The organism is Curtobacterium sp. ER1/6 (genome assembly GCF_001742745.1).
GTDB lineage: Bacteria > Actinomycetota > Actinomycetes > Actinomycetales > Microbacteriaceae > Curtobacterium > Curtobacterium citri.
Genome location: NZ_MJAK01000008.1, coordinates 140,420 through 159,665, shown reverse-complemented (window position 1 = coordinate 159,665; position 19,246 = coordinate 140,420). Strand labels below are relative to the sequence as shown.

General features: G+C 71.4%; 16 protein-coding genes, 1 tRNA gene and 1 pseudogene. 12 read left to right on the top strand and 6 right to left on the bottom strand.

What is annotated here, in order from left to right; all coding sequences use genetic code 11:
• Positions 1-550: 550 nt before the first annotated feature.
• From Cus16_RS12770 to Cus16_RS12740, 7 genes are all read left to right on the top strand, one after another.
• Positions 551-1,306, top strand: coding sequence for a pseudouridine synthase (locus Cus16_RS12770; RefSeq protein WP_223246614.1), 756 nt, complete (start codon positions 551-553; stop codon positions 1,304-1,306).
• Positions 1,307-1,326: 20 nt separating this feature from the next.
• Complete coding sequence (locus Cus16_RS12765) at positions 1,327-2,451, top strand: prephenate dehydrogenase (protein WP_069713022.1); 1,125 nt, start codon at positions 1,327-1,329, stop codon at positions 2,449-2,451.
• 200 nt (positions 2,452-2,651) lie between these two features.
• Positions 2,652-3,317, top strand: a complete 666-nt coding sequence (cmk, locus tag Cus16_RS12760; RefSeq protein WP_069713043.1) for a (d)CMP kinase — start codon at positions 2,652-2,654, stop codon at positions 3,315-3,317.
• A 120-nt stretch (positions 3,318-3,437) separates the two neighbouring features.
• Positions 3,438-4,961, top strand: coding sequence for a ribosome biogenesis GTPase Der (gene der, locus Cus16_RS12755; RefSeq protein WP_069713021.1), 1,524 nt, complete (start codon positions 3,438-3,440; stop codon positions 4,959-4,961).
• A gap of 61 nt (positions 4,962-5,022) precedes the next feature.
• Complete coding sequence (locus Cus16_RS12750) at positions 5,023-5,583, top strand: hypothetical protein (protein WP_141718979.1); 561 nt, start codon at positions 5,023-5,025, stop codon at positions 5,581-5,583.
• A 67-nt stretch (positions 5,584-5,650) separates the two neighbouring features.
• A complete protein-coding gene (locus Cus16_RS12745) occupies positions 5,651-6,160 on the top strand; it encodes a hypothetical protein (protein WP_069713019.1) in 510 nt (169 codons plus the stop codon).
• Between the two features lie 86 nt (positions 6,161-6,246).
• Entirely contained in the window at positions 6,247-7,113 is an 867-nt protein-coding gene (locus Cus16_RS12740) for an oxidoreductase (protein ID WP_069713018.1), read from the top strand.
• Between the two features lie 45 nt (positions 7,114-7,158).
• Here Cus16_RS12740 and Cus16_RS16075 read toward each other — a convergent pair.
• Positions 7,159-7,971: pseudogene (locus tag Cus16_RS16075) on the bottom strand (helix-turn-helix domain-containing protein); the annotation flags it as partial.
• Positions 7,972-8,073: 102 nt separating this feature from the next.
• Between Cus16_RS16075 and Cus16_RS12735 the strand changes: the two are divergent.
• Positions 8,074-8,946 carry an oxidoreductase gene (locus Cus16_RS12735; RefSeq protein ID WP_069713017.1) on the top strand — a complete coding sequence of 291 codons (873 nt, stop codon included), beginning with the start codon at positions 8,074-8,076 and terminating at the stop codon, positions 8,944-8,946.
• A gap of 43 nt (positions 8,947-8,989) precedes the next feature.
• On the opposite strand, the gene Cus16_RS12730 is transcribed toward Cus16_RS12735, so the two are convergent.
• Complete coding sequence (locus Cus16_RS12730) at positions 8,990-11,158, bottom strand: RecQ family ATP-dependent DNA helicase (RefSeq protein WP_223246613.1); 2,169 nt, start codon at positions 11,156-11,158, stop codon at positions 8,990-8,992.
• A gap of 68 nt (positions 11,159-11,226) precedes the next feature.
• The gene (locus tag Cus16_RS12725; RefSeq protein WP_069713016.1) at positions 11,227-12,699 is read right to left on the bottom strand and encodes a hypothetical protein; all 1,473 of its coding nucleotides are present in this window, start codon (positions 12,697-12,699) and stop codon (positions 11,227-11,229) included.
• 70 nt (positions 12,700-12,769) lie between these two features.
• Between Cus16_RS12725 and Cus16_RS12720 the strand changes: the two genes are divergently transcribed.
• The 3 genes from Cus16_RS12720 (at position 12,770) to Cus16_RS12710 (ending at position 14,388) form a co-directional block, all read left to right on the top strand.
• Complete coding sequence (locus Cus16_RS12720) at positions 12,770-13,603, top strand: endonuclease/exonuclease/phosphatase family protein (RefSeq protein ID WP_069713015.1); 834 nt, start codon at positions 12,770-12,772, stop codon at positions 13,601-13,603.
• Complete coding sequence (locus Cus16_RS12715; protein WP_069713041.1) at positions 13,600-14,187, top strand: hypothetical protein; 588 nt, start codon at positions 13,600-13,602, stop codon at positions 14,185-14,187. The genes Cus16_RS12720 and Cus16_RS12715 overlap by 4 nt, the downstream gene beginning before the upstream one ends.
• Before the next feature lie 127 nt (positions 14,188-14,314).
• Positions 14,315-14,388, top strand: a tRNA-Pro gene (locus Cus16_RS12710).
• A gap of 59 nt (positions 14,389-14,447) precedes the next feature.
• Here the strand turns inward: Cus16_RS12710 and Cus16_RS12705 are convergent.
• The 3 genes from Cus16_RS12705 to Cus16_RS12690 form a co-directional block, all read right to left on the bottom strand.
• Entirely contained in the window at positions 14,448-15,668 is a 1,221-nt protein-coding gene (locus Cus16_RS12705) for a hypothetical protein (protein WP_141718978.1), read from the bottom strand.
• Positions 15,669-16,569: 901 nt separating this feature from the next.
• On the bottom strand, positions 16,570-17,559 hold the full coding sequence (locus Cus16_RS12695; protein ID WP_141718977.1) for a tyrosine-type recombinase/integrase: 990 nt from the start codon (positions 17,557-17,559) through the stop codon (positions 16,570-16,572).
• Positions 17,560-17,633: 74 nt separating this feature from the next.
• On the bottom strand, positions 17,634-18,506 hold the full coding sequence (locus tag Cus16_RS12690) for a hypothetical protein (RefSeq protein WP_069713011.1): 873 nt from the start codon (positions 18,504-18,506) through the stop codon (positions 17,634-17,636).
• Positions 18,507-18,772: 266 nt separating this feature from the next.
• Between Cus16_RS12690 and Cus16_RS16430 the strand changes: the two genes are divergently transcribed.
• Positions 18,773-19,243 (top strand): helicase associated domain-containing protein, encoded by a 471-nt coding sequence (locus Cus16_RS16430; RefSeq protein ID WP_141718976.1) that lies wholly within the window; start codon positions 18,773-18,775, stop codon positions 19,241-19,243.
• Positions 19,244-19,246: the final 3 nt, after the last annotated feature.

The window sequence follows — 19,246 nt, the reverse complement described above, 5'->3', positions numbered from 1 at the left end:
GGACGGCGGGTTCGTCCGCCGCGAGGACGACCGCTCCACGAGCGGGTACCGCGGCCGCGACGACCGCGGCCGCGACGACCGCAGGGGCAGCGGCCGTGACCGCGACGACCGCGGCGGGTACCGCGGGCGTGACGACCGCGCTGCCGGAGCTTCCCGTGGGCGGGACGACCGCCGTGACGACCGCCGTGACGACCGGCGCGACGACCGGCGTGACGACCGCCGCCGCGACCCCGCGCGCGAGGACCGCCGGACCCCGGACGGCCGACCGAGCACCGTCTGGCACAACGGCCGCCGCTACGTCGGTGGCACGACGACCGCGCGCAACGGCGACCGCCCCGGTGGCGCGGGTGCGCGGGGAGCAGCAGGTGCTCGGGCAGCCGGACCCCGCGGCGCCGACGCCCGCACGACGCCGCGCCCTGCGGGCGCGCGCGACGAGCACGGCGCACCGCTGGAGGGCACCCCGGAGCGTCCGATCATCCCGGACTGGGACGCGACGGAGGGGAGCGCGCCCACCGGGGGCGAGCCGAGCCTCCAGGCCGACGGTGAGCGCCTGCAGAAGGTCATCGCCGCTGCGGGCGTGGCGTCCCGGCGGGTGGCGGAGAACCTGATCGTCGAGGGTCGCGTGACCGTCAACGGCGAGGTCGTCGACGCCCTCGGGCGTCGAGTCGACCCGGAGTCCGACGCGATCGCGGTGGACGGCGTGCCGGTGCAGGTCGACACCTCGCGGCGGTACGTGCTCCTCAACAAGCCGACCGGGATCGTGTCGAGCCTGCAGGACGAGCGGGGCCGACGCGACCTGTCCGAGTTCGTCGACCGGTACGAGGAACGGCTGTTCAACGTCGGCCGGCTCGACGCGGAGACGTCGGGGCTCCTGCTCCTGACGAACGACGGCGACCTGGCGCACGTGCTTGCACACCCGTCGTTCGGCGTCGCGAAGACGTACATCGCGAAGGTCGCGGGCAACGTCAACCCGGGCACCGTGCAGCGACTCCTCGACGGGGTCGAGCTCGAGGACGGACCGATCGCCGCGGACAAGGTGCGGTTGCTCGAGTCGGCGCGCGGCGAATCGCTCGTCGAGGTCACCCTGCACTCGGGGCGCAACCGCATCGTGCGCCGCATGCTCGAGGCCGTGGAGCACCCGGTGCTCGAACTCGTACGGCGTTCCTTCGGACCGCTGCAGCTCGGCTCGCTGCCGGTCGGCCGGGTCCGTGAGCTGTCGACGGTCGAGCTCGGTGCGCTCCTGCGCATCGCCCGCGAGGCGCAGGTCGCTTCACAGGGCACCGGGGACGAGGAGACCACCGACTGAGGCGTCGGTAGGCTGACCGCGTGACCGACCCCCCCGCCCCGCTCGCCGAACCGGACATCGACCGGCGGCTCCGCGGACCCGTGCGGGTCGTCGGGGCCGGTCTCCTCGGGGCCTCCATCGGGCTCGCCCTGCGCGAGAAGGGCGTCGACGTGGTCCTCGACGACGTGTCGCCGGCCGCGCTGGCGCTCGCCGTGGACTACGGCGCCGGTCGTCGTCCCGCAGCGGGCGACGAGCCGGAGCTCGTGGTCGTGGCGGTGCCGCCGGACGTCGTGGCGACGGTCGTCGAGCGGGAGCTCGCCGCCTTCCCGCACGCCGTCGTCACCGACGTGGCCAGCGTGAAGACCGGGCCGCTCGAGCGCCTGCGCGCCGCCGGTGCGGACGTCGCGCGCTACATCGGGTCGCACCCGATGGCCGGTCGCGAGCGCAGCGGTCCGACCGCGGCACGGGCCGACCTGTTCGTCGGGCGCCCGTGGGTCATCGCGGGGCACGACGGCATCACCTACCAGCGGGCGGCGGTGGTCGAGGACCTCGCCCTCGACGTCGGGGCGACGGTGGTGCCGATGGAGCCGAGCGCGCACGACCTCGCGGTCGCCTACGTCTCGCACGCGCCCCAGCTCGTCTCCACCCTCATGGCCGCGCGGCTGCAGGAGGCACCGGACGGGTCGCTCGACCTGGCGGGCGGCGGCGTCCGCGACGTCACCCGCATCGCCGCGAGCGACCCGGGGCTCTGGGTGCAGATCATCGGTGCGAACGCCGCGAACATCCGGCCCGTGCTCGCCGACCTGCGCGACGACCTCGACCGGGTGCTCCGAGCACTCGACGACCCGGACGGCCAGGGTTCGCCCCGCACCATCGCGGAGACGATCGCCGCCGGCAACCGCGGTGTCGAGCGCCTGCCCGGCAAGCACGGCACGACCAAGCGCTTCGCCCAGGTCGTCGTCCTCGTCGACGACACCCCGGGCCAGATCGCCGCGCTCCTCGCGTTCATCGGGGAGATCGGCATCAACCTCGAGGACATGCGCCTCGAGCACTCACCGGGCGCACCGATCGGCATCGTCGAGGTGTCGGTCGTGCCCGAGCAGGAACAGCGACTCGTCGAAGAGCTCGAGGGTCGCGGATGGAGGATCGCAGCAGCATGGGCCTGAACGACGACACGCACACCGCGCTCGACCAGTCCGGCGTCACCGGCGGACCGGACGGACCCGACTCCGGGCTGCCGACCCCGGGCGGCCAGCCCGGACCCATCGGGGGCGGCGACATCGCCGGCGGCCTCGACGGCCAGGGCGGTGGCGAGCCCGGTTCGACGAGCGCGCCCGTCCCGTCCGGGCTGCCCCAGGGCGCCTTCGTGGCGAAGACCGTCATCGCGGTGGACGGACCGGCCGGCAGCGGCAAGTCCAGCGTCTCGCGTGCCGCAGCCCGCGCACTGGGCTTCGGGTACCAGGACACCGGCGCCGCCTACCGTGCCCTCGCGTGGCACGCGCTGCAGCAGGGCGTCGACCTCGACGACCCGTCGGCGGTCCTCGCCAGCTGGGACACCTTCGACTACGCGATCGGCACCGACCCCGACGAGTACTTCGTCCGGGTCGGGGACACCGACGTGACCGAGGCCATCCGGACGCCGGACGTCACGGCCGCGGTGGCGCACATCGCGAAGCTGCCCGAGGTGCGCGAGCGGCTCGTCCAGCTCTTCCGCCAGGTCATGCGGAAGGCGGACGGGCAGGGCATCATCACCGAGGGGCGCGACATCACGACCGTCGTCGCCCCCGACGCCGAGGTCCGGATCCTGCTGACGGCCGACGAGTCGGTTAGGATGGCTCGGCGATCTGCTGAGGTCACGACCCAGTCGGCCGCCGAGACCTCCGCCGCACTCGCCCGCCGGGATGCAGCGGACGCGAAGGTCGTCGACTTCATGAACGCCGCAGACGGTGTCACGACGCTCGACTCCACCGACCTCGACTTCGACCAGACCGTCCAGGCGGTCGTCGACCTGGCCCGAGCGGCCACGCACTGACGCAGACCGGGCGCCGTCCGGTCACACGACCGGGTCGCCCGGTCACCACGGCCGGGTGACCGGCCCGGCCGGGAACGGCCACCGACACCGCGACTCCGGTCGCACACGAGGAACCCCACCATGGCCCAGCAGGACAGCCACGACAACGACGACTTCCCGGAGTACGACGACGCCCTCGGTGAGCGGCTCGCCGGACTCGACGAGGCCGAGGCGGAGCAGCGCGCGAACGCGCTCCGCGTCGGCCTCGACGAGTACGAGCTCGACGAGGAGGACGTCGCGCTCCTCGACGCCGGTGCCCTCGGCGAGGACGGCGTGCACTACCTGCCCGCCTACCCGGTGCTCGCGATCGTCGGTCGCCCGAACGTCGGCAAGTCGGCGCTCGTCAACCGCATCATCGGTCGGCGCGAAGCCGTCGTGCAGGACGTCCCCGGCGTCACGCGCGACCGGGTGAGCTACAAGGCCGAGTGGAACGACAAGCGCTTCACGCTCGTCGACACCGGCGGGTGGGAGCCCGACGCCCGCGGCATCAACGCCTCGGTCGCCGCGCAGGCCGAGGTGGCGGTCGACCTCGCCGACGCCGTGCTCTTCGTCGTCGACGTCACCGTCGGCATCACCGCCACGGACGAGCACGTCGTGAAGATGCTCCGCGGCACCGACCGTCCGGTCATCGTCGTCGCGAACAAGGCCGACGACGAGCGCCGCGACCTCGACGCCTTCGAGCTCTGGAACCTCGGCCTCGGCGAGCCGCACCCGGTCTCGGCGCTGCACGGCCGCGGCGTCGCGGACCTGATGGACCTCATCATCGCGACGCTCCCCGACACGTCGGCCGTCGCCAAGCAGGAGGTCGGCGGTCCCCGTCGCGTCGCGATCCTCGGTCGCCCGAACGTCGGCAAGAGCTCGCTGCTCAACAAGGCCGCGGGTGAGGAGCGCGTGGTCGTCAACGACCTCGCCGGCACCACGCGTGACCCCGTGGACGAGCAGATCGAGCTCGGCGGCCGGGTCTGGCGCTTCGTCGACACGGCGGGCATCCGGAAGCGCGTGCACCTGCAGCAGGGCGCCGACTTCTACGCGTCGCTCCGCACCACCGCGGCCCTCGAGAAGGCCGAGGTCGCGGTCGTCGTGCTCGACGTCACCGAGACGATCTCGACGCAGGACCTCCGCATCATCGACCTGGTGCTCGAGTCCGGTCGCGCGCTCGTCCTCGCCTACAACAAGTGGGACCTGCTCGACGACGACCGCCGCCGCTACCTCGAGCGCGAGATCGAGCAGGACCTGGCCCACGTGGCCTGGGCCCCGCGCGTCAACATCTCCGCCCGCACCGGTCGGCACCTCGAGAAGCTCGTGCCCGCGCTCGAGACCGCGCTCGAGTCGTGGGACACCCGCATCCCGACCGGCAAGGTCAACGCCTTCATCGCCGAGCTCGTGCAGGAGCACCCGCACCCCGTCCGCGGCGGGAAGCAGCCCCGCATCCTGTTCGGCACCCAGGCGTCGAGCCAGCCGCCGACGTTCGTGCTCTTCACCTCGGCCTTCCTCGACCCGCAGTACCGACGCTTCATCACGCGCCGGCTCCGCGAGGTCTGGGGCTTCGAGGGGACCCCGATCAACGTCAACATGCGGGTGCGCGAGCGCCGGAAGCGCACGTAGTCGGTCCGCGGGGGACGACGTGCGACGGCGAGCACCACGGGGACCGGCGACGGTCCTGGTGGTGCTCGCCGTCGTCGTGGGCGGTGTCGGGGTCGCGTGGACGGTCAGCACGCCCCGCGGGGGTGATGCCGTCGTCGACCGACACGCCGGTGTCGACCGCGACCGAGCGCTGACGCGACCGCAGCCGTCGGCGCCGATCGGGGTGTCGAACGCCCTCGGGGCGCCGATCCCGGAGACGCCGGTCCAGGCCACGCCACGAGACGTCGAGGACTGGGTCACACGCACGCTGCCGGTCGCCGGGCCAATCGTCCCGGTCGGAGACGACGTCGGCGGGACCGTGCGCATCGAGCGGGTGGGGGACGCGTCGGTGGCCGTCCGACTGCAGGGCCTCAGCGTGCCGCCCGGGCACCGTTCGCTGCGGATCGTGCTGTCCCGCCAGGTCGCCCTCGACACGGCGGCGCTCGCAGCCGCGCACACGCTCACGACCGTGCCCGCCGTCGCCGGGGACACGACGATCGTCACCGATCCGACGTCGCTCGAGGCGGACGTCCGGACCGTGGCGGTGCTGGACGACGACTCCGGCGAGGTGCTCGGTGTCGCCCTGCTGGTCCCCGTCGACTGACGTCGCGGTGCTGGTCTGCGTCGACTGACGTCGCCCGGGCAGCGCCCGGATGCGGCACGATTGACGGGTGAGTCTCCCCGCCCTCGCCGACCGTGTGTGGTGCCGGCTGCACCTCGACCGCCTGGCCGGCGGTCGGCAGGCCGGCTACGTCATCCGCGAGGACATGCTCGCGCACCCCGACACCGTGCGCTCCTTCCGGTGGATCCGGTGGCTGCTCGTCGCCGAGACGGCCGTCGGCCTCGCCGCGATCGTCGTCGCCGTGCTGCTCACCCGTGCCGGGGAGACGGTGGCGTGGGCCGTGTGGTTCCGGGCGACGGTCGTGCTGCTCATCACCCTGACGCTCTACGTGTTCGCGTGGCGAGCGCAGCTCGGCTACTACTGGGCGTACCAGCGACTCCGCCTGTTCAGCAGGATCTTCCCGGTCGTGACGCTCGTCGTCGCGGCGATCCCCGGGCTCTACCCCTTCTGGATGGTGATCGAGCAGATCCTGTTCTCGCTGCTCATGATCGGCATCGGCGACGTCCTGACGAGCGACCACATGCGGGCGACGTTCCCGAAGCCCCGCACGACCGGCTGAGGCCGCGGCACCAGGCCGGCCCCAGGGCGGCACCAGGGGACGCCCACGGCCAGGCACCCCGGAGCGAACGGGTGCATCGTCGACGCATGACGACGAACACCCTCCCCGGCGGCACCTACGACCTCGGTGACCTCGAGGTCACCCGCTTCGGCTTCGGCGCGATGCAGCTCGCGGGTCCGCAGGTGTTCGGTCCGCCGGCCGACCGGGACGAGGCCGTCCGGGTCCTCCGCACGGCCGTCGAGCTCGGCATCACCCACATCGACACCGCGGACTTCTACGGCCCGCACGTCACGAACGAGATCATCCGCGAGGCCCTGCACCCGTACCCGGAACAGGTCCACATCGTGACCAAGGTCGGGTCCCGACGCAACGACAAGGGGCAGTGGCCGCCGGCCCGGAAGCCGGAGCAGCTCGTCGAGGACGTGCACGCGAACCTGGAGCGGCTCGGCCTCGAGCAGCTCGATGTCGTCAACCTGCGCGTCGGCGGGTTCGACGCCCCGGAACCGGGGAGCATCGCCCCGCAGTTCGAGGCACTGGCCGGTCTGCAGCAGCAGGGGCTCGTCCGTCACCTCGGCCTGTCGACGGTCACGGGCGCGCAGCTCGTCGAGGCGCTGCGGATCGCGCCGGTGGTGTGCGTCCAGAACATGTACAACGTCGCGCAACGTGCCGACGACGACCTCGTGGACCTCACCGCGGCCGAGGGCATCGCCTACGTGCCGTACTTCCCGCTCGGCGGGTTCTCACCGATCCAGTCGGCGGCGCTGGACGCGGTCGCGGAGCGGCTGGGGGAGTCACGCCTGTCGGTGGCGCTCGCCTGGCTGCTGCAGCGGTCCGACAACATCCTGCTCATCCCCGGGACGTCGTCGGTGGACCACCTGAGCCAGAACGTCGCCGGTGCCGGGCTCACCCTGCCGGCGGACGCGGTCCGGGAGCTCGACGCCGTCGGCGGCTGAGGCGGCTGAGGCGGCTGAGGCGGCGAGGCTCCCGAGGAGCGCGAGGGCGCGCGCCGAGGGCGAGCCCGGTTCGGCGTGGTGCACCACGAGGAGCTGCCCGTCGGTGCCCCCGACGCCGAGCTTCTCGCGCCGGAGCTCCAGGTCGCCGACCTCGGGGTGCCACATCCGGACGGTCCCGCCGGCGAGCGGACGGACGTCGTGGCGGGCCCACAGCCGGCGGAAGTCCTCGCTGCCGAGGGACAGCTCGCCGACGAGCGACGTGACGCCGGGGTCGTCGACGTCGGTGCCGATGGAGGCCCGGAAGGCCGCGACCATGCCGGCCATCTGGTGTTCCCAGTCGGGGTAGCGCTCCTGCTCGGCGCCGTCGAGGAACATCGTCCGCAGACGGTTCTCGCCCGCTCGCATACCCGGCGCGAGCTCCGTCGCGAGGGCGTTCGCGGCGAGGACGTCGAACGCGCGGCCCTCGACGAACGCCGGCAGACCGATCACGTCGAGCAGCTGCAGGGTGCCGGACGGGACGCGCTCCCCGGTGGTGTGTGCGGAGGCCCGTCCGGAGCCGCCCCGACGGGGTCGAGCGACACCGGCCTCGTGCGCGGCGAGCGAGTGCAGGTAGCGGGTGGCGGTCGGGTCGAGACCGAGCACCCGTGCCAGTGCGTCGAGCACCTGACCCGACGGGTTCCGGTCGCGACCCTGCTCGAGCCGGAGGTAGTAGTCGGCACTGATGCCCGCGAGCGTCGCGACCTCCTCGCGGCGGAGCCCCGGAGTACGACGCACCCCGGTCACGCGGATGCCGGCGTCCTCCGGTCGGACCAGGCTGCGCCGAGCCCGCAGGTACGCGCCGAGGCTGTTGTCGCTCACACCGCGATGCTACGGACCGCCTGCGTTCCGTTCCTGGTCCCCGTGGTCCCAGGGACGCGGGGGACCTGTCCCGTCGCGCCCGGCGGACGCATCGTGGTGGGCATGAGCACGACGACCCTCCCCGGCGGCACCTTCCGCCTCGCTGACGACCTCCACCTGACCCGGATCGGCTACGGCGCCATGCAGCTCGCCGGCCCCGGCGTGTTCGGCCCGCCCGCCGACCGTGACGGGGCCGTCCGGGTCCTCCGCACCGCGGTGGAACTCGGCATCACCCACATCGACACGTCCGACTTCTACGGCCCGCACGTCACCAACGAGATCATCCGCGAGGCCCTGCACCCGTACCCGGACGAGCTGCACGTCGTGACGAAGGTCGGCGCCCGACGCGACGCCGCGGGGAACTGGCCGCACGCCCGCGAGCCGCACGAGCTCGTCGAGCAGGTGCACGACAACCTGCGCACCCTCGGTCTCGAACGGCTCGACGTGGTGAACCTGCGCATGGGTGGCGTCGACGCTCCCGAACCGGGCAGCATCGCGCCGCAGGTGGAGGCGCTCGCCGCACTCCAGCAGCAGGGCCTCATCGGGCACCTCGGCCTGTCGACGGTGGACGCCGAGCAGCTCGCTGAGGCGCGGACCATCGCGCCGATCGTGTGCGTGCAGAACTCCTACAACGTCGCCCGACGCGAGGACGACGCCATGGTGGACCACACCGCGGCCGAGGGCATCGCCTACGTGCCGTACTTCCCGCTCGGCGGGTTCTCGCCGATCCAGTCCGGCGCACTCGACGCCGTCGCCGAGCGTCTGGGGGAGTCGCGGCTGTCGGTGGCGCTCGCGTGGCTGCTGCAGCGCTCGCCGAACATCCTGCTCATCCCCGGGACGTCCTCGGTGGAGCACCTCCGCGCGAACGTCGCCGGCGCGGGCATCGCCCTGCCGTCGGACGCACTCGCCGAACTCGACGCGATCGCCGCCGCCTGACCGGCGGAGCCCGACCGACGGGGCCTGACGCCGGAGCTCGGTGTCAGGCGACCGTGGCGAGCGCGAACGGCAGCACGGCCGCCGCCCCCGCACGGCGGAGCTCCCGCCCGGCGACGGTCATCGTCCACCTGCTGTCCACCAGGTCGTCCACGAGCAGCACCGGCCCCTGGTGCGACCCCAGCGCCGCCGCCAGCGCCGGGTCGACCACGAACGTGTCCCACACCCCGGCCAACCGGTAGGCGCTGTTCGTCGCGCCGTCCCCTCGGGGCTCCCCGCCGTTCCGCCCGAGCGTCCCGAGGAACTGCAGGCGCCCGATCGACGACAGTGCCTGCGCCAGCGACCCGACGAGCTCCGGCCGAGACCGCGACGACATCGCCACGACCCCGGTCGGCCGCTCCGCCCACGGCCAGTCCTTGAGCGCCCGGATGCACCCGTCGACGAGCTCGCGCGAGACGGGGCCGTCCGGCGTCGACGCGGCGAACAGCGCGCGTAGGGGACCGCCCCAGCCGAGGTCGGTGAGCCGGGCGACGGCGCGGCCCGGCTCGACGAGCTCGCCCGCGGGGATCCGGCCCTTCACGGCCACGCCGAGCGACGACATGCCCGAGGGCCACTGCGCGCGCGGCGCGATCTCGACGCCGACCCGGTCGAGCGCGGCGGCCGCACCGGAGGTGTCCGAGTCCGAGATCGAGATCGGGTACCAGACGCCGGCGCAGTTGTCGCAGCGGCCGCAGGGCTCGGCGGACGGGTCGTCGAGGTCCTGCTGCAGGAGCTGCATCCGGCACGCTGAGGTCGACTCGTAGGTGAGCATCGAGGACGCCTCGGCCTCACGCGCCGCGGCGACCCGCTCGTACCGCGCGGCGTCGTACTGCCACGGCTGCCCGGTCGACACCCATCCGCCGGCCACCCGGTGGACGGCACCGTCGACGTCGAGGACCTTGAGGAGCAGTTCGAGCGTCGACCGCTTGATGTCGACGAGCCCCTCGAGCGCGACGGTCGACATCGCCGTGTCGGTGGACAGGGCCGACAGCACGGCCGACGCCCGCGCCTCGGTCGGCATGGAGGCACTGGCGAAGTACTGCCAGATCTCGCGGTCCTCGCGCCCGGGCAGGAGCAGGACGTCGGCGTTGTCGGTGGCACGGCCGGCGCGACCGATCTGCTGGTAGTACGCGACCGGCGACGAGGGCGCACCGACGTGCACGACGAACCCGAGGTCCGGCTTGTCGAAGCCCATGCCGAGCGCGCTCGTGGCGACGAGCGCCTTGAGCTCGTTGCCCTTGAGCTGCTGCTCGAGCTGCTCGCGTTCCTCGGTGTCGGTCCGCCCCGTGTACGCGCGCACGGCGTACCCGTTCTCGCGCAGGAGCCGGGCGATGTCCTCGGCCCCGGACACCGTGAGCGTGTAGATGATGCCGCTGCCGGGCAGGTCGCCGAGGTGCGCGAGCAGCCACCCGAGGCGCTGCCGGGCGTCCGGCAGCGTCAGGACGCCGAGCCGCAGCGACGCCCGGGCCAGCGATCCGCGGATGGTGAAGACCGGGGCGTCCGAACCGGCCGTGAGCTGCTCGGCGACGTCCTCGACCACCCGCTCGTTCGCCGTCGCGGTCGTCGCGAGGACGGGGACCCCGTGCGGGAGCGACCGGATGAGCTCGGCGAGCCGGCGGTAGTCCGGCCGGAAGTCGTGGCCCCAGTCCGAGATGCAGTGCGCCTCGTCGACGACGAGCATCCCCATCCGCGCGATCAGCGTCGGCAGCTGCTCGTCGCGGAACCGCGGGTTGTTGAGCCGCTCCGGGGAGACGAGGAGCACGTCGACCTCGTCGCGCGCGAGGGCGGCCTGCGTGTCCGACCACTCGTGCGCGTTCGCGGAGTTGATCGACACCGCCCGTACGCCCGCTCGCGCCGCCGCCGCCACCTGGTCGCGCATGAGGGCGAGCAGCGGGGAGACGAGCACCGTCGGACCGCCCCCTCGGCGCCGGAGGAGCAGCGTCGCGAGGAAGTACACCGCCGACTTGCCCCACCCGGTCCGCTGCACGACGAGCGCGCGCTGCCGGTGCTCGACGAGCGCCGAGATCGCCTCGAGCTGGCCGGGGTGGAAGACCGCGTCCGGCCGCCCGGTCAGGGCGGCGAGGGCCTCCTGCGCCTCCGCGGCGATCTCGGCGGACGGCGGAGCCGTCGCGGGAACAGGCGAGCCGACGGACGAACCGACACCGAGACCAGACATGCCCCCATGCTGTCAGCACCCGCCGACGCGACACGCCCCGTCCCTCCCGGCTGTGGAGGAGAAGACCGCTACTGGTACGTGATCAACGACGGCGTCGGCTGCACCTGGTCCATCGTCTGCTCGGGCGACAGCATGGGCGTGTCCTCGTCGTAGAAGTTCTTCCAGCCCCAGTGCACGCCCGCCGGGGCGTCCTGGTGCAGCGCCTCCCACGTCGCCTGCTTGTCGGGCTGCGACCCCTGGCCGTCCACGTGGACGAGCAGGTCGAGCTCCGGGTGGGACGCCAGCGAGGCCCGGTCCTGGATCATCGACAGCCGGAACTGGTGCAGCACGAGCGCCTTCGGCGGCAGCCCCTCGCTCCGCACGAGGTCGGCGAGCCACGACGACACGGCGTTCACCTCGGACGCCGACACGCTCCCGATCTGCCGCAGCGGCACCTGGTCCGCGGTCAACCGCCACTCCGGGTCGAGCGCGAGCCACACGCCCGGCTTCCTGAGCAGCGACTCGTACCGCTTCGCCTGCGACAGGAAGTCGGACCGGCCGGGCTGCAGGTCGAGGATCACCGGCATCCCCGCGTCGTGCGCCGCGTCGACGTACGGTTCGAGCGTCGACACCGGGAGTTCGGTCGAGTAGTCGCCGTCCGCTCCGGCGTCGCCGGCCGCGACGGTCGCGATGACCTCCATCGCGGGCGTGACGGGTTCGTCGCCGAGGCCGTCGTACTGCTCCGCCGTGGCCTCCGCGCGACGGACCGTGGCCGCGGGGTCCTGCTCGCCGAGGACGCCGAGCACCGGCGCTCCGGGCGCGCCGTACAGCGCGACGTACCGGTGCCCGTCGAAGGGCCGCTGTCCGCCGTGCGGCAGCTGCCACCCGCTCGCCGCGGCGCGCACCGTCCACCCCGGGTCCGGCAGGTCGCCGAACGCGGTCCCGACCAGGACCGTCGGGTGCCCGGCTCGCTCGTGCAGGGCCGTCACGACGTCGGGCGCCGCGGCGGGGTCCGTGACACCGTCCGGCATCACGACCACGCGGGCACCGGCCGCCTGCGCCGTCGCCACGGCAGCCGCGTCCGGGGCGCGGTCCGCCACCACCACGGTCGCCGGCCGGGAGGCACCACCCGTCTCCGGCGCGTCACCCTGGTCCGGCGCGTCCCGCTCCGGGACGTCGGTGTCGACCGTCACGTCGCCCTCGGCCTGGTACCAGTCCGCGCCGAGCCGGCGCAGCTCACGGGCGACGTCGCCACCGTCGCCGTCCGTGAGCAGGACGGGCACGTGGGCGGTGCGGGCGGCGCTCGCCGCCTGCCGCACCGCACCGGCGTCGTCAGGAGGCGCGACGACCGCCCCCGGAGCCGACGCGAACAGCGCGCGGCTGGTCGCCACCGACCGCGCGGACGGGTCGCGCTGCGCGGCGACGGACACCGATCCGGCCGGCTGCTCCGCGAGTTCCGCCACGGTCGGCGCGGGCTCCGAGGACGTGCACCCGGCGGCACCGAGCAGCAGCCCGGAGACCGAGAGCGCAAGCAGGACACGGGTGGGAGGGCCGGAACGCATCGGGCCACCCTACGGACCCGCCGGACGAGTCCCTGTGAACGCGACGGGTGTCGTCTCGTAGACAGGAGCCATGCCAGCAGCACCGGACGACGACCGCCCGATCATCGGGGGCGTGGTCGCACCCGAGGTGCACTGCACGACCCTCAATCTCAGACGTCGCGTTCCGCGTCCCGCCGGTCACCCGGACGCGTGGGAGCGTCGACGCGACGCCGTGGCCGCGCTCGTCACCTCCGAGGGACCCACCGTGCTCGCCGTCCAGGAGGCCCTGCCCACCCAGACCGCGGACCTCACCGCCGCCGTGGGGTCGCGTTGGGAGCCCGTGGTCGTCGGCCGCGGGGCACGCGGCGGTGGCGAGGCGGTCGGGCTGTTCCTCGACCGCGAGCGGCTCGACGTGGTCGAGCGGCGGACCTGGGCGTTGTCCCGGACGCCCTCCCGGCCCGGCTCGCGGTCGTGGGCGACCGCGTTCCCCCGGCACGCCGTCGGTGCCGTCGTGCACGACCGCGCCACCGGCCGGGACTTCACCGCGATCGCCACGCACCTCGACGTCGCCTCACCCTGGGCGCGGGTGCGCGGCGCAGAGCTGCTCGGACGGATCGTCCGCGAGCGGGGGCTGCCCGCCGTCGTCATGGCCGACTGGAACTGCCCGGCCGGGTCGGCGCCCTGGCGAGCACTGGCGGAGGCGGGTGTCGTCGACAGCTGGGACCGTGCCTCCCGGCAGGTGGGGGAGCCGTACGGGACGTACCCGCACTACGGGCGTCCGCGTGTCGGGGGCCGGCGCATCGACGGCGTGCTCGTGACCACCGACGCGGTGGTGGACCGGGTCGCGGTGTCGGTCCGGCGGCCCGGCGGTGTCTGGCCGTCCGACCACGCCGCCGTCCACGCCGTCGTGCGGTGGGCCTCGTGATCGCGACCCTGGGGACCACGTTCCTCCGTCGGCGGTTCCTGGCCGCCGACGTCGTCCGGCTGCTCACGCTCGTGAGCGTGCCCGTCGCCACCGTCGGGTGGGGCGCGACCTCGTTCGCGGTGATGTCGCTCGCGCTGTTCGGCGTCGTGCTGCCGCGGATGCTCGGACTCCGACCCGTGTTCGACGTGGCCGTCTGCGTGCTCGTGCTCGTCGCCGGGTGGTCGAGCGCGCTCGAGTGGTACACCTCGGTGTTCCTCTGGGACAAGCTGATCCACGTCGTGCTGACCGGTCTGCTCGCGGCGTTGCTCGCGGTCGTCGCCGCCGACATGCGACTCGTGCCGCACGCACCCGACGCCGGTCGGGTGTCGGTCGCCGTCTTGGTGTTCTGCGCCGGCCTGGCCATCGGCTCGGTGTGGGAGATGGGGGAGTGGCTCGGGCACGAGTTCGTCGACTCGCGGATCTACGTCGGGTACGACGACACGATCGGCGACCTGGCGGCGGACGGCCTCGGCGGGCTGCTCGTCGGGTTCGCACTGCCCTGGCTGGCGAAGGACCGCGAGGTCGTGCGGCCGCCGCGGCGCTGAGTCGAGTGGCGACGCGCCGTGGCACGAGCACGGTCCCGGGTCCGCTATGCTTGACGGGCTGCTCACGCTCCGGTCGGACGCGGGTGGTGGAGCTCCGGTGACGAGGTTCCGAGCCCCTCGGGGCTCACGGGCTGTGGCGCAGCTTGGTAGCGCACTTGACTGGGGGTCAAGGGGTCGCAGGTTCAAATCCTGTCAGCCCGACCGAAGGGGCGTCTTAAGAACTGTCTTAAGAACTCAACAACGAGGAGAGGCCCGCAGCCTTATGGCTGCGGGCTTCTCCTCGTTGTCCTGGGCCTCCGGGTCCAGGCGATGTCGGCTCCCGCCTTCGCTCGCTTGAATCGACTGCTCTTCGTGGCGGCCGCTCTCGCGGCGGCTACCACCGCCGCCTTCTCCCGTCGTGCTTTGGCTCGTGCCTGGCGGACCTCGATGTCCGGCGCTCCACCCGGGAGAGTGCCGGTGTACTCGTTGAAGAACTCGCGGTCTCTGCGACGCAGGATCGGCGGTTTGCGAGGGGGACGGTTCTCGGCTGCTCGGCGGTCTTCGATCTCCTTCGCCTTCAAGAAGTCGCAGATCTGCTTGATGTTGAGCGCGACGAGCAGGAACGTCAGGAACACGTAGCCGGATGCGAAGCCGCGAGACTGCCTGTTGAGGTGGTCGTGCAGGGACCCGTACTTCGGAGCCTTGAGCATCGAGTTTCCGTTCTCGATGAGGTTGCGCGCGTAGCCGTGGAAATCGCTCCACTCGCGGGACTTGTACCGGAGAGCTTGGGTGAGCGGCGGGAGGTTCTCCTTCGGGAACTTGACGGAGTCCTGGCAGCAGATGAGCGGAAGGTCGTCGCCGACCGGGTAACCGGGCTCGCTCGGGTCCACCTCGTCCATCGTCAGGAGCTTTTCCTCGGGTACCCGTGCTCGAATCTTCTTGAGCGGGCACTTGATGCGGGGGCTGTCGCCGGAAGCCGGGCACATCATGGTGATGCTGCCGTCGGCGTTTGGACGTGCTTTCGGCCGCACCTCCCACTTTTCCCGTTCGTCGATGCGCGCACGGTACGTGATCTCATCGATCTCGCCGTCCTTGACGTGCTTACTGGCCATCTGGAGCGACATGAGCATTGCAGGGCAGTAGGCAGCGCTTTCGATGAAGATCGCGCCGGCGTACCCGCCTCGAGGCCCGAGACGGTCGTCGCGCCACTCAGTGCTTGCTTCCCAGCCGAGTGCTCGAACCGGGTCGTAGAGCCGCTCCGGTGTGGCGTTGGCGAAGTACTCCATGTCGGCGTCCGCGATGCCAGGCAGGTGCCCCGCGCGAACGACCTGTTCGAGGACGAAAGCAGCGGCTTCGACGTTGCCACTGCCCGGGATGCTCAAGGTAGCTCCGAGGATGAGCTGCGGAGCCTTGCATCGGTCGTCCGGCCTGAGGAATACGCGTCGGGCGAGCGTGGCGTTCCACCCCCAGAGGTAGTCCTCCTCAGTCTCGTACTGCGCCATCTGACCCGGGGAGCGTCGATGCGCTTCGAGGTCTCGGTGACCTTCCATGCCGCGAACGGGGACACCGGGCCGGAGCGGGGCTTACCGGCGGCTGCCAATACACGGTCCTTCTCAACGCGCTTGGCGATCTTGTCCTTGTTGTGCGACATGCCCGTCGTCAGAGGGGAAGTCATGTGGGTTCCGTCGAAGCTGACGTCAACCTCTTTACGCTTGGGTGCGTTGCGGATGGCGCGGGGCTGGAGGTAGAACGACATGGTGAGGAACCGGGTCATGAACTCAGCGAGGCGCGCCTTGCCGATAGCTTCCCGCTCCTTGTCGAGGTTCTCCATCGTCGCGGCGTTCTCCTCGACTGTCTTTGCCGTGTAGCGGTCTTCTCCGAGGTGGGGGTCGACGATGGCGATGAAGCGCCGGTGAGCGTTGCCGACGTTCTGCTGCCAGTTCTCGACCTTCATGAGGGACTTCTTGCTGTTCGGCTTGGGGAGGCCGAGCCCTTCGCGAGCTCCGTCGGTGAGCATGCCGTAGAAGACGGAACCGATCTGGAGGATCAGTTGCGGCTGACCGGCAGTGGTCACGAGCATCCATCCGATGAGCAAGTTTTCGACGGAGATGAGCGCGGGTGCGCCACCGTTTGACTTCCGGAAACCCTCCTCATGGCGCCAAATGGCGTAGGCGTCCATGACTCCGGTGGCTTTGAGTCGAGCCTTGGCGAGCTTGACGGTCTTTCGGTTGAAGACGGAGAAACCAGAGCGGGTATCTGCGATCTCGTTCTCGCGGAGGCGGATCTTCGAGAAGGTCTTCTCCTTCGCGATGTCTTAGACCGAGCTTTCCTGCACCGACGGGTTCTTGCGGCCGTCTGTCTCGAAGAACCGCATCGCCTCACCGTTGCTGATGCCGTGGCCGCTCATCGGGAAGCTCCCGAGATGCCCGTGATGGCGTCGAGGTAGTCGTCGATGTTCGTCGAGGATGCGTGGGCGTAGTAGTCGGCGATCGAGGTAAGTGAGGTGAAGCCGGCGACTTCCGCGATGACGTCGAGCGGAACGTTCGCGTTGAGGAGGCCGACGATCCATCCGAAGCGGAGACGCGTCGGGGTCAGTCGAACTGGTCCCGGGTGCGCGCTGATGAATGACTGGATCGGGCGCGGTGCGTACTCCTCGAACTCGTAGCCGTGGAAGAGGAACTCCTCGTCAGTCGTAAGCGCCTGGTCGAGCGTGCGGATCCACTTCGCACTCACCGGGACGCTGCGCTCAGAAGCGCCGCGCACGGTGACCCAACGCCGATCACCGTCGACGACGATGTCGCTGGCGCGCACAGCGATGATCTCGGCCGGAGTGAGACCGGCCCCGGCACCGAGCGCGAGGAGGGTCGCGCCGTTGCGTCGCGCCTGCGCGGTGGAGAGGGCGATCTGCCACGAGTGCAGCTGGGCCATCTCCGCGCTCGTGTAGGGCGCCAATCGCATAGCGGCGGGCGGCGTGAGGCGGCTCGTGCGCTCTCCCGTGAGGCGGTTCGTGACGGCGCCGAGGTGTCGGGTGGTATCGAATCGGTATACGGCAGAATGGCCCTTGAGGACGGTGTTGACGTACAGCGAGATCGTGGAGTCGCGGAAGACACGCTCCGGGGTCAGTTCGCAGCCGGTGTGCATCCAACGCCACGAGACCAGTCCCGCCACCATCGACAGCAGCCGACGTGTGTTCGCGTACGTGGTCGGCGCCACGGTACGGACCACCTCGCGGACGAGCGGTCCTGTGGTCGCGTAGGCGGCGCGGTTGATGATGGGCATGTAATTCTCGATGGCGTCGTCGATCTTCTTCGCCACAGCAACGTCGGTCGGGGCGATGGGCGGCTGCAGTCGGGGCGAGCGCGGGGCCGGGAACTTGGTCGTGTTCTTGATCACGAGGGCCCCTATGCGGGCCGGTCCAAGCCAGCTGGGACTTCCGGACCTGGGCCATCGGAAGGGCCCAGTTCCCGCTAGTGCAGAGGAAGGAACATCCGGTAGCGGTCGAGCGAGGCGTACGTCTGAACACCTGACTCCAAGAGCAGCGTGTCGACGGGCGTGTTCTTGGCGAGTCGTCCGCACAGCCACGTGGAGCGCATCCGTGCGGGCCGGATGTCGAGGTCTGTGGCGGTCCGGCGGACGAAGTCAGCGACTTGGCCAGATGCCGCCGAGTGACGTCCGGCTCGGAACACCCAGTCATCGTGGTCGAGAGTCTCGATGGCTCGACGGAGGACCGGCTGCCAATCGTCCACGATGGGGACTGTCCGCCGGCGGGAGTCCCGCACTCGAACGGCGCTGCCATCGAGCGTGACGTCTTGACGTCGCACCGCCAGCAGTTCACGTGTCGGAAGTCCAGCGCCGAACCCAAGAGCGAGCAGAACGTCTGCGTCTCGGCGAGCAGTAGCGGTCCCGCGGGTCCTGGCCCAGGAGTACAGCTCCGCCCGCTGCTTGGCGTCGTAGGGAGGGGTCGGCGTCGACCTGCCGATGCCGCGTAGTGGCGACGTCGGTACCTCGGTGATGACGACTTCGCTGACGCGGAGCAGCTTGCCCCGCACCGTGTTCTTCGTTCCTCGGCTCATCCCCGGCATGCCATTGATGACGAAGCTCTCGATACGGCTTCGCCGGAACATCTTCTGCCGGTCCAGGTCGAGCCCCTTGGTCTGCCAACACCACAACACGAACGGTGTCAGGGACGGGTACAGCGACCGAGGCTCGACCCCTAGCTCCGCGGTGACGTCCTCTACGAGCGCGGTGAGAAACGGCCCGATCCGATCCCACCACGGCAACGCGAGCAACGGTGTGTAGGTCGAGGACGAGGTCGAGGACGAGGAGGAGTCCGAGGTCACGAAGTGCAGCCCTTCCGTAGTGAGACCTCCGGAACGGTAGTGATCTCGACGACGGAAGTCGTCCTGTTTCTGGCCTCCGTTCCGTCTGCAGCGGGGTGTCGACACGAACCGCGATCCGTCCGCGCATAGGGCCCCCGAGGCCGACATCCGGCCTCGGGAAGGAACCCGTGCCGGAACACAACAGCGCGCTCGAGCAACTGCACGCCCGATGGAGAGCCCTCGCCGCTCTACCCGCAGCCGAACTCACGACAGCCCAGCGGCGAAGCGTGGACTTCTACCTCGCCGACGTGCAGCAGGGTGACAGTGCTGAACCGCATGTTCGCCGTTGGATCACGATGCTTCACGAGCTGGACGGTTTCATCGATTCGAACGGCCGACTTCCGCTGGCCAGTGCCCTACGGCCTCGCCCTCGGACATCGGAGCAGCGACTCGTCGATCAACTCGCGTACCATCGCCGCCCGACCACGCGTGCGGCGATGGTCGAATACCAACGCGCACGCCTGGAAGTCCTCCCGGGCTTTCTCTGGGAGCCGCAGAACGATCGCTGGGATGCACGGCTCGAGCAGCATCAGGCGTTCTGGAACCGAGAACAGCGGCCTCCTCGTCGACGAGCGACCGACACTCAGGAGGCGAGCATCGCACGCTGGGTCGCACACCAGCGCGCATCGGAGCGAGCAGGCACCCTGCCCGAAGAGCGGCGCGCGCGCCTCCTATCAGCACAATTCAGAGTGCTGTGAGTC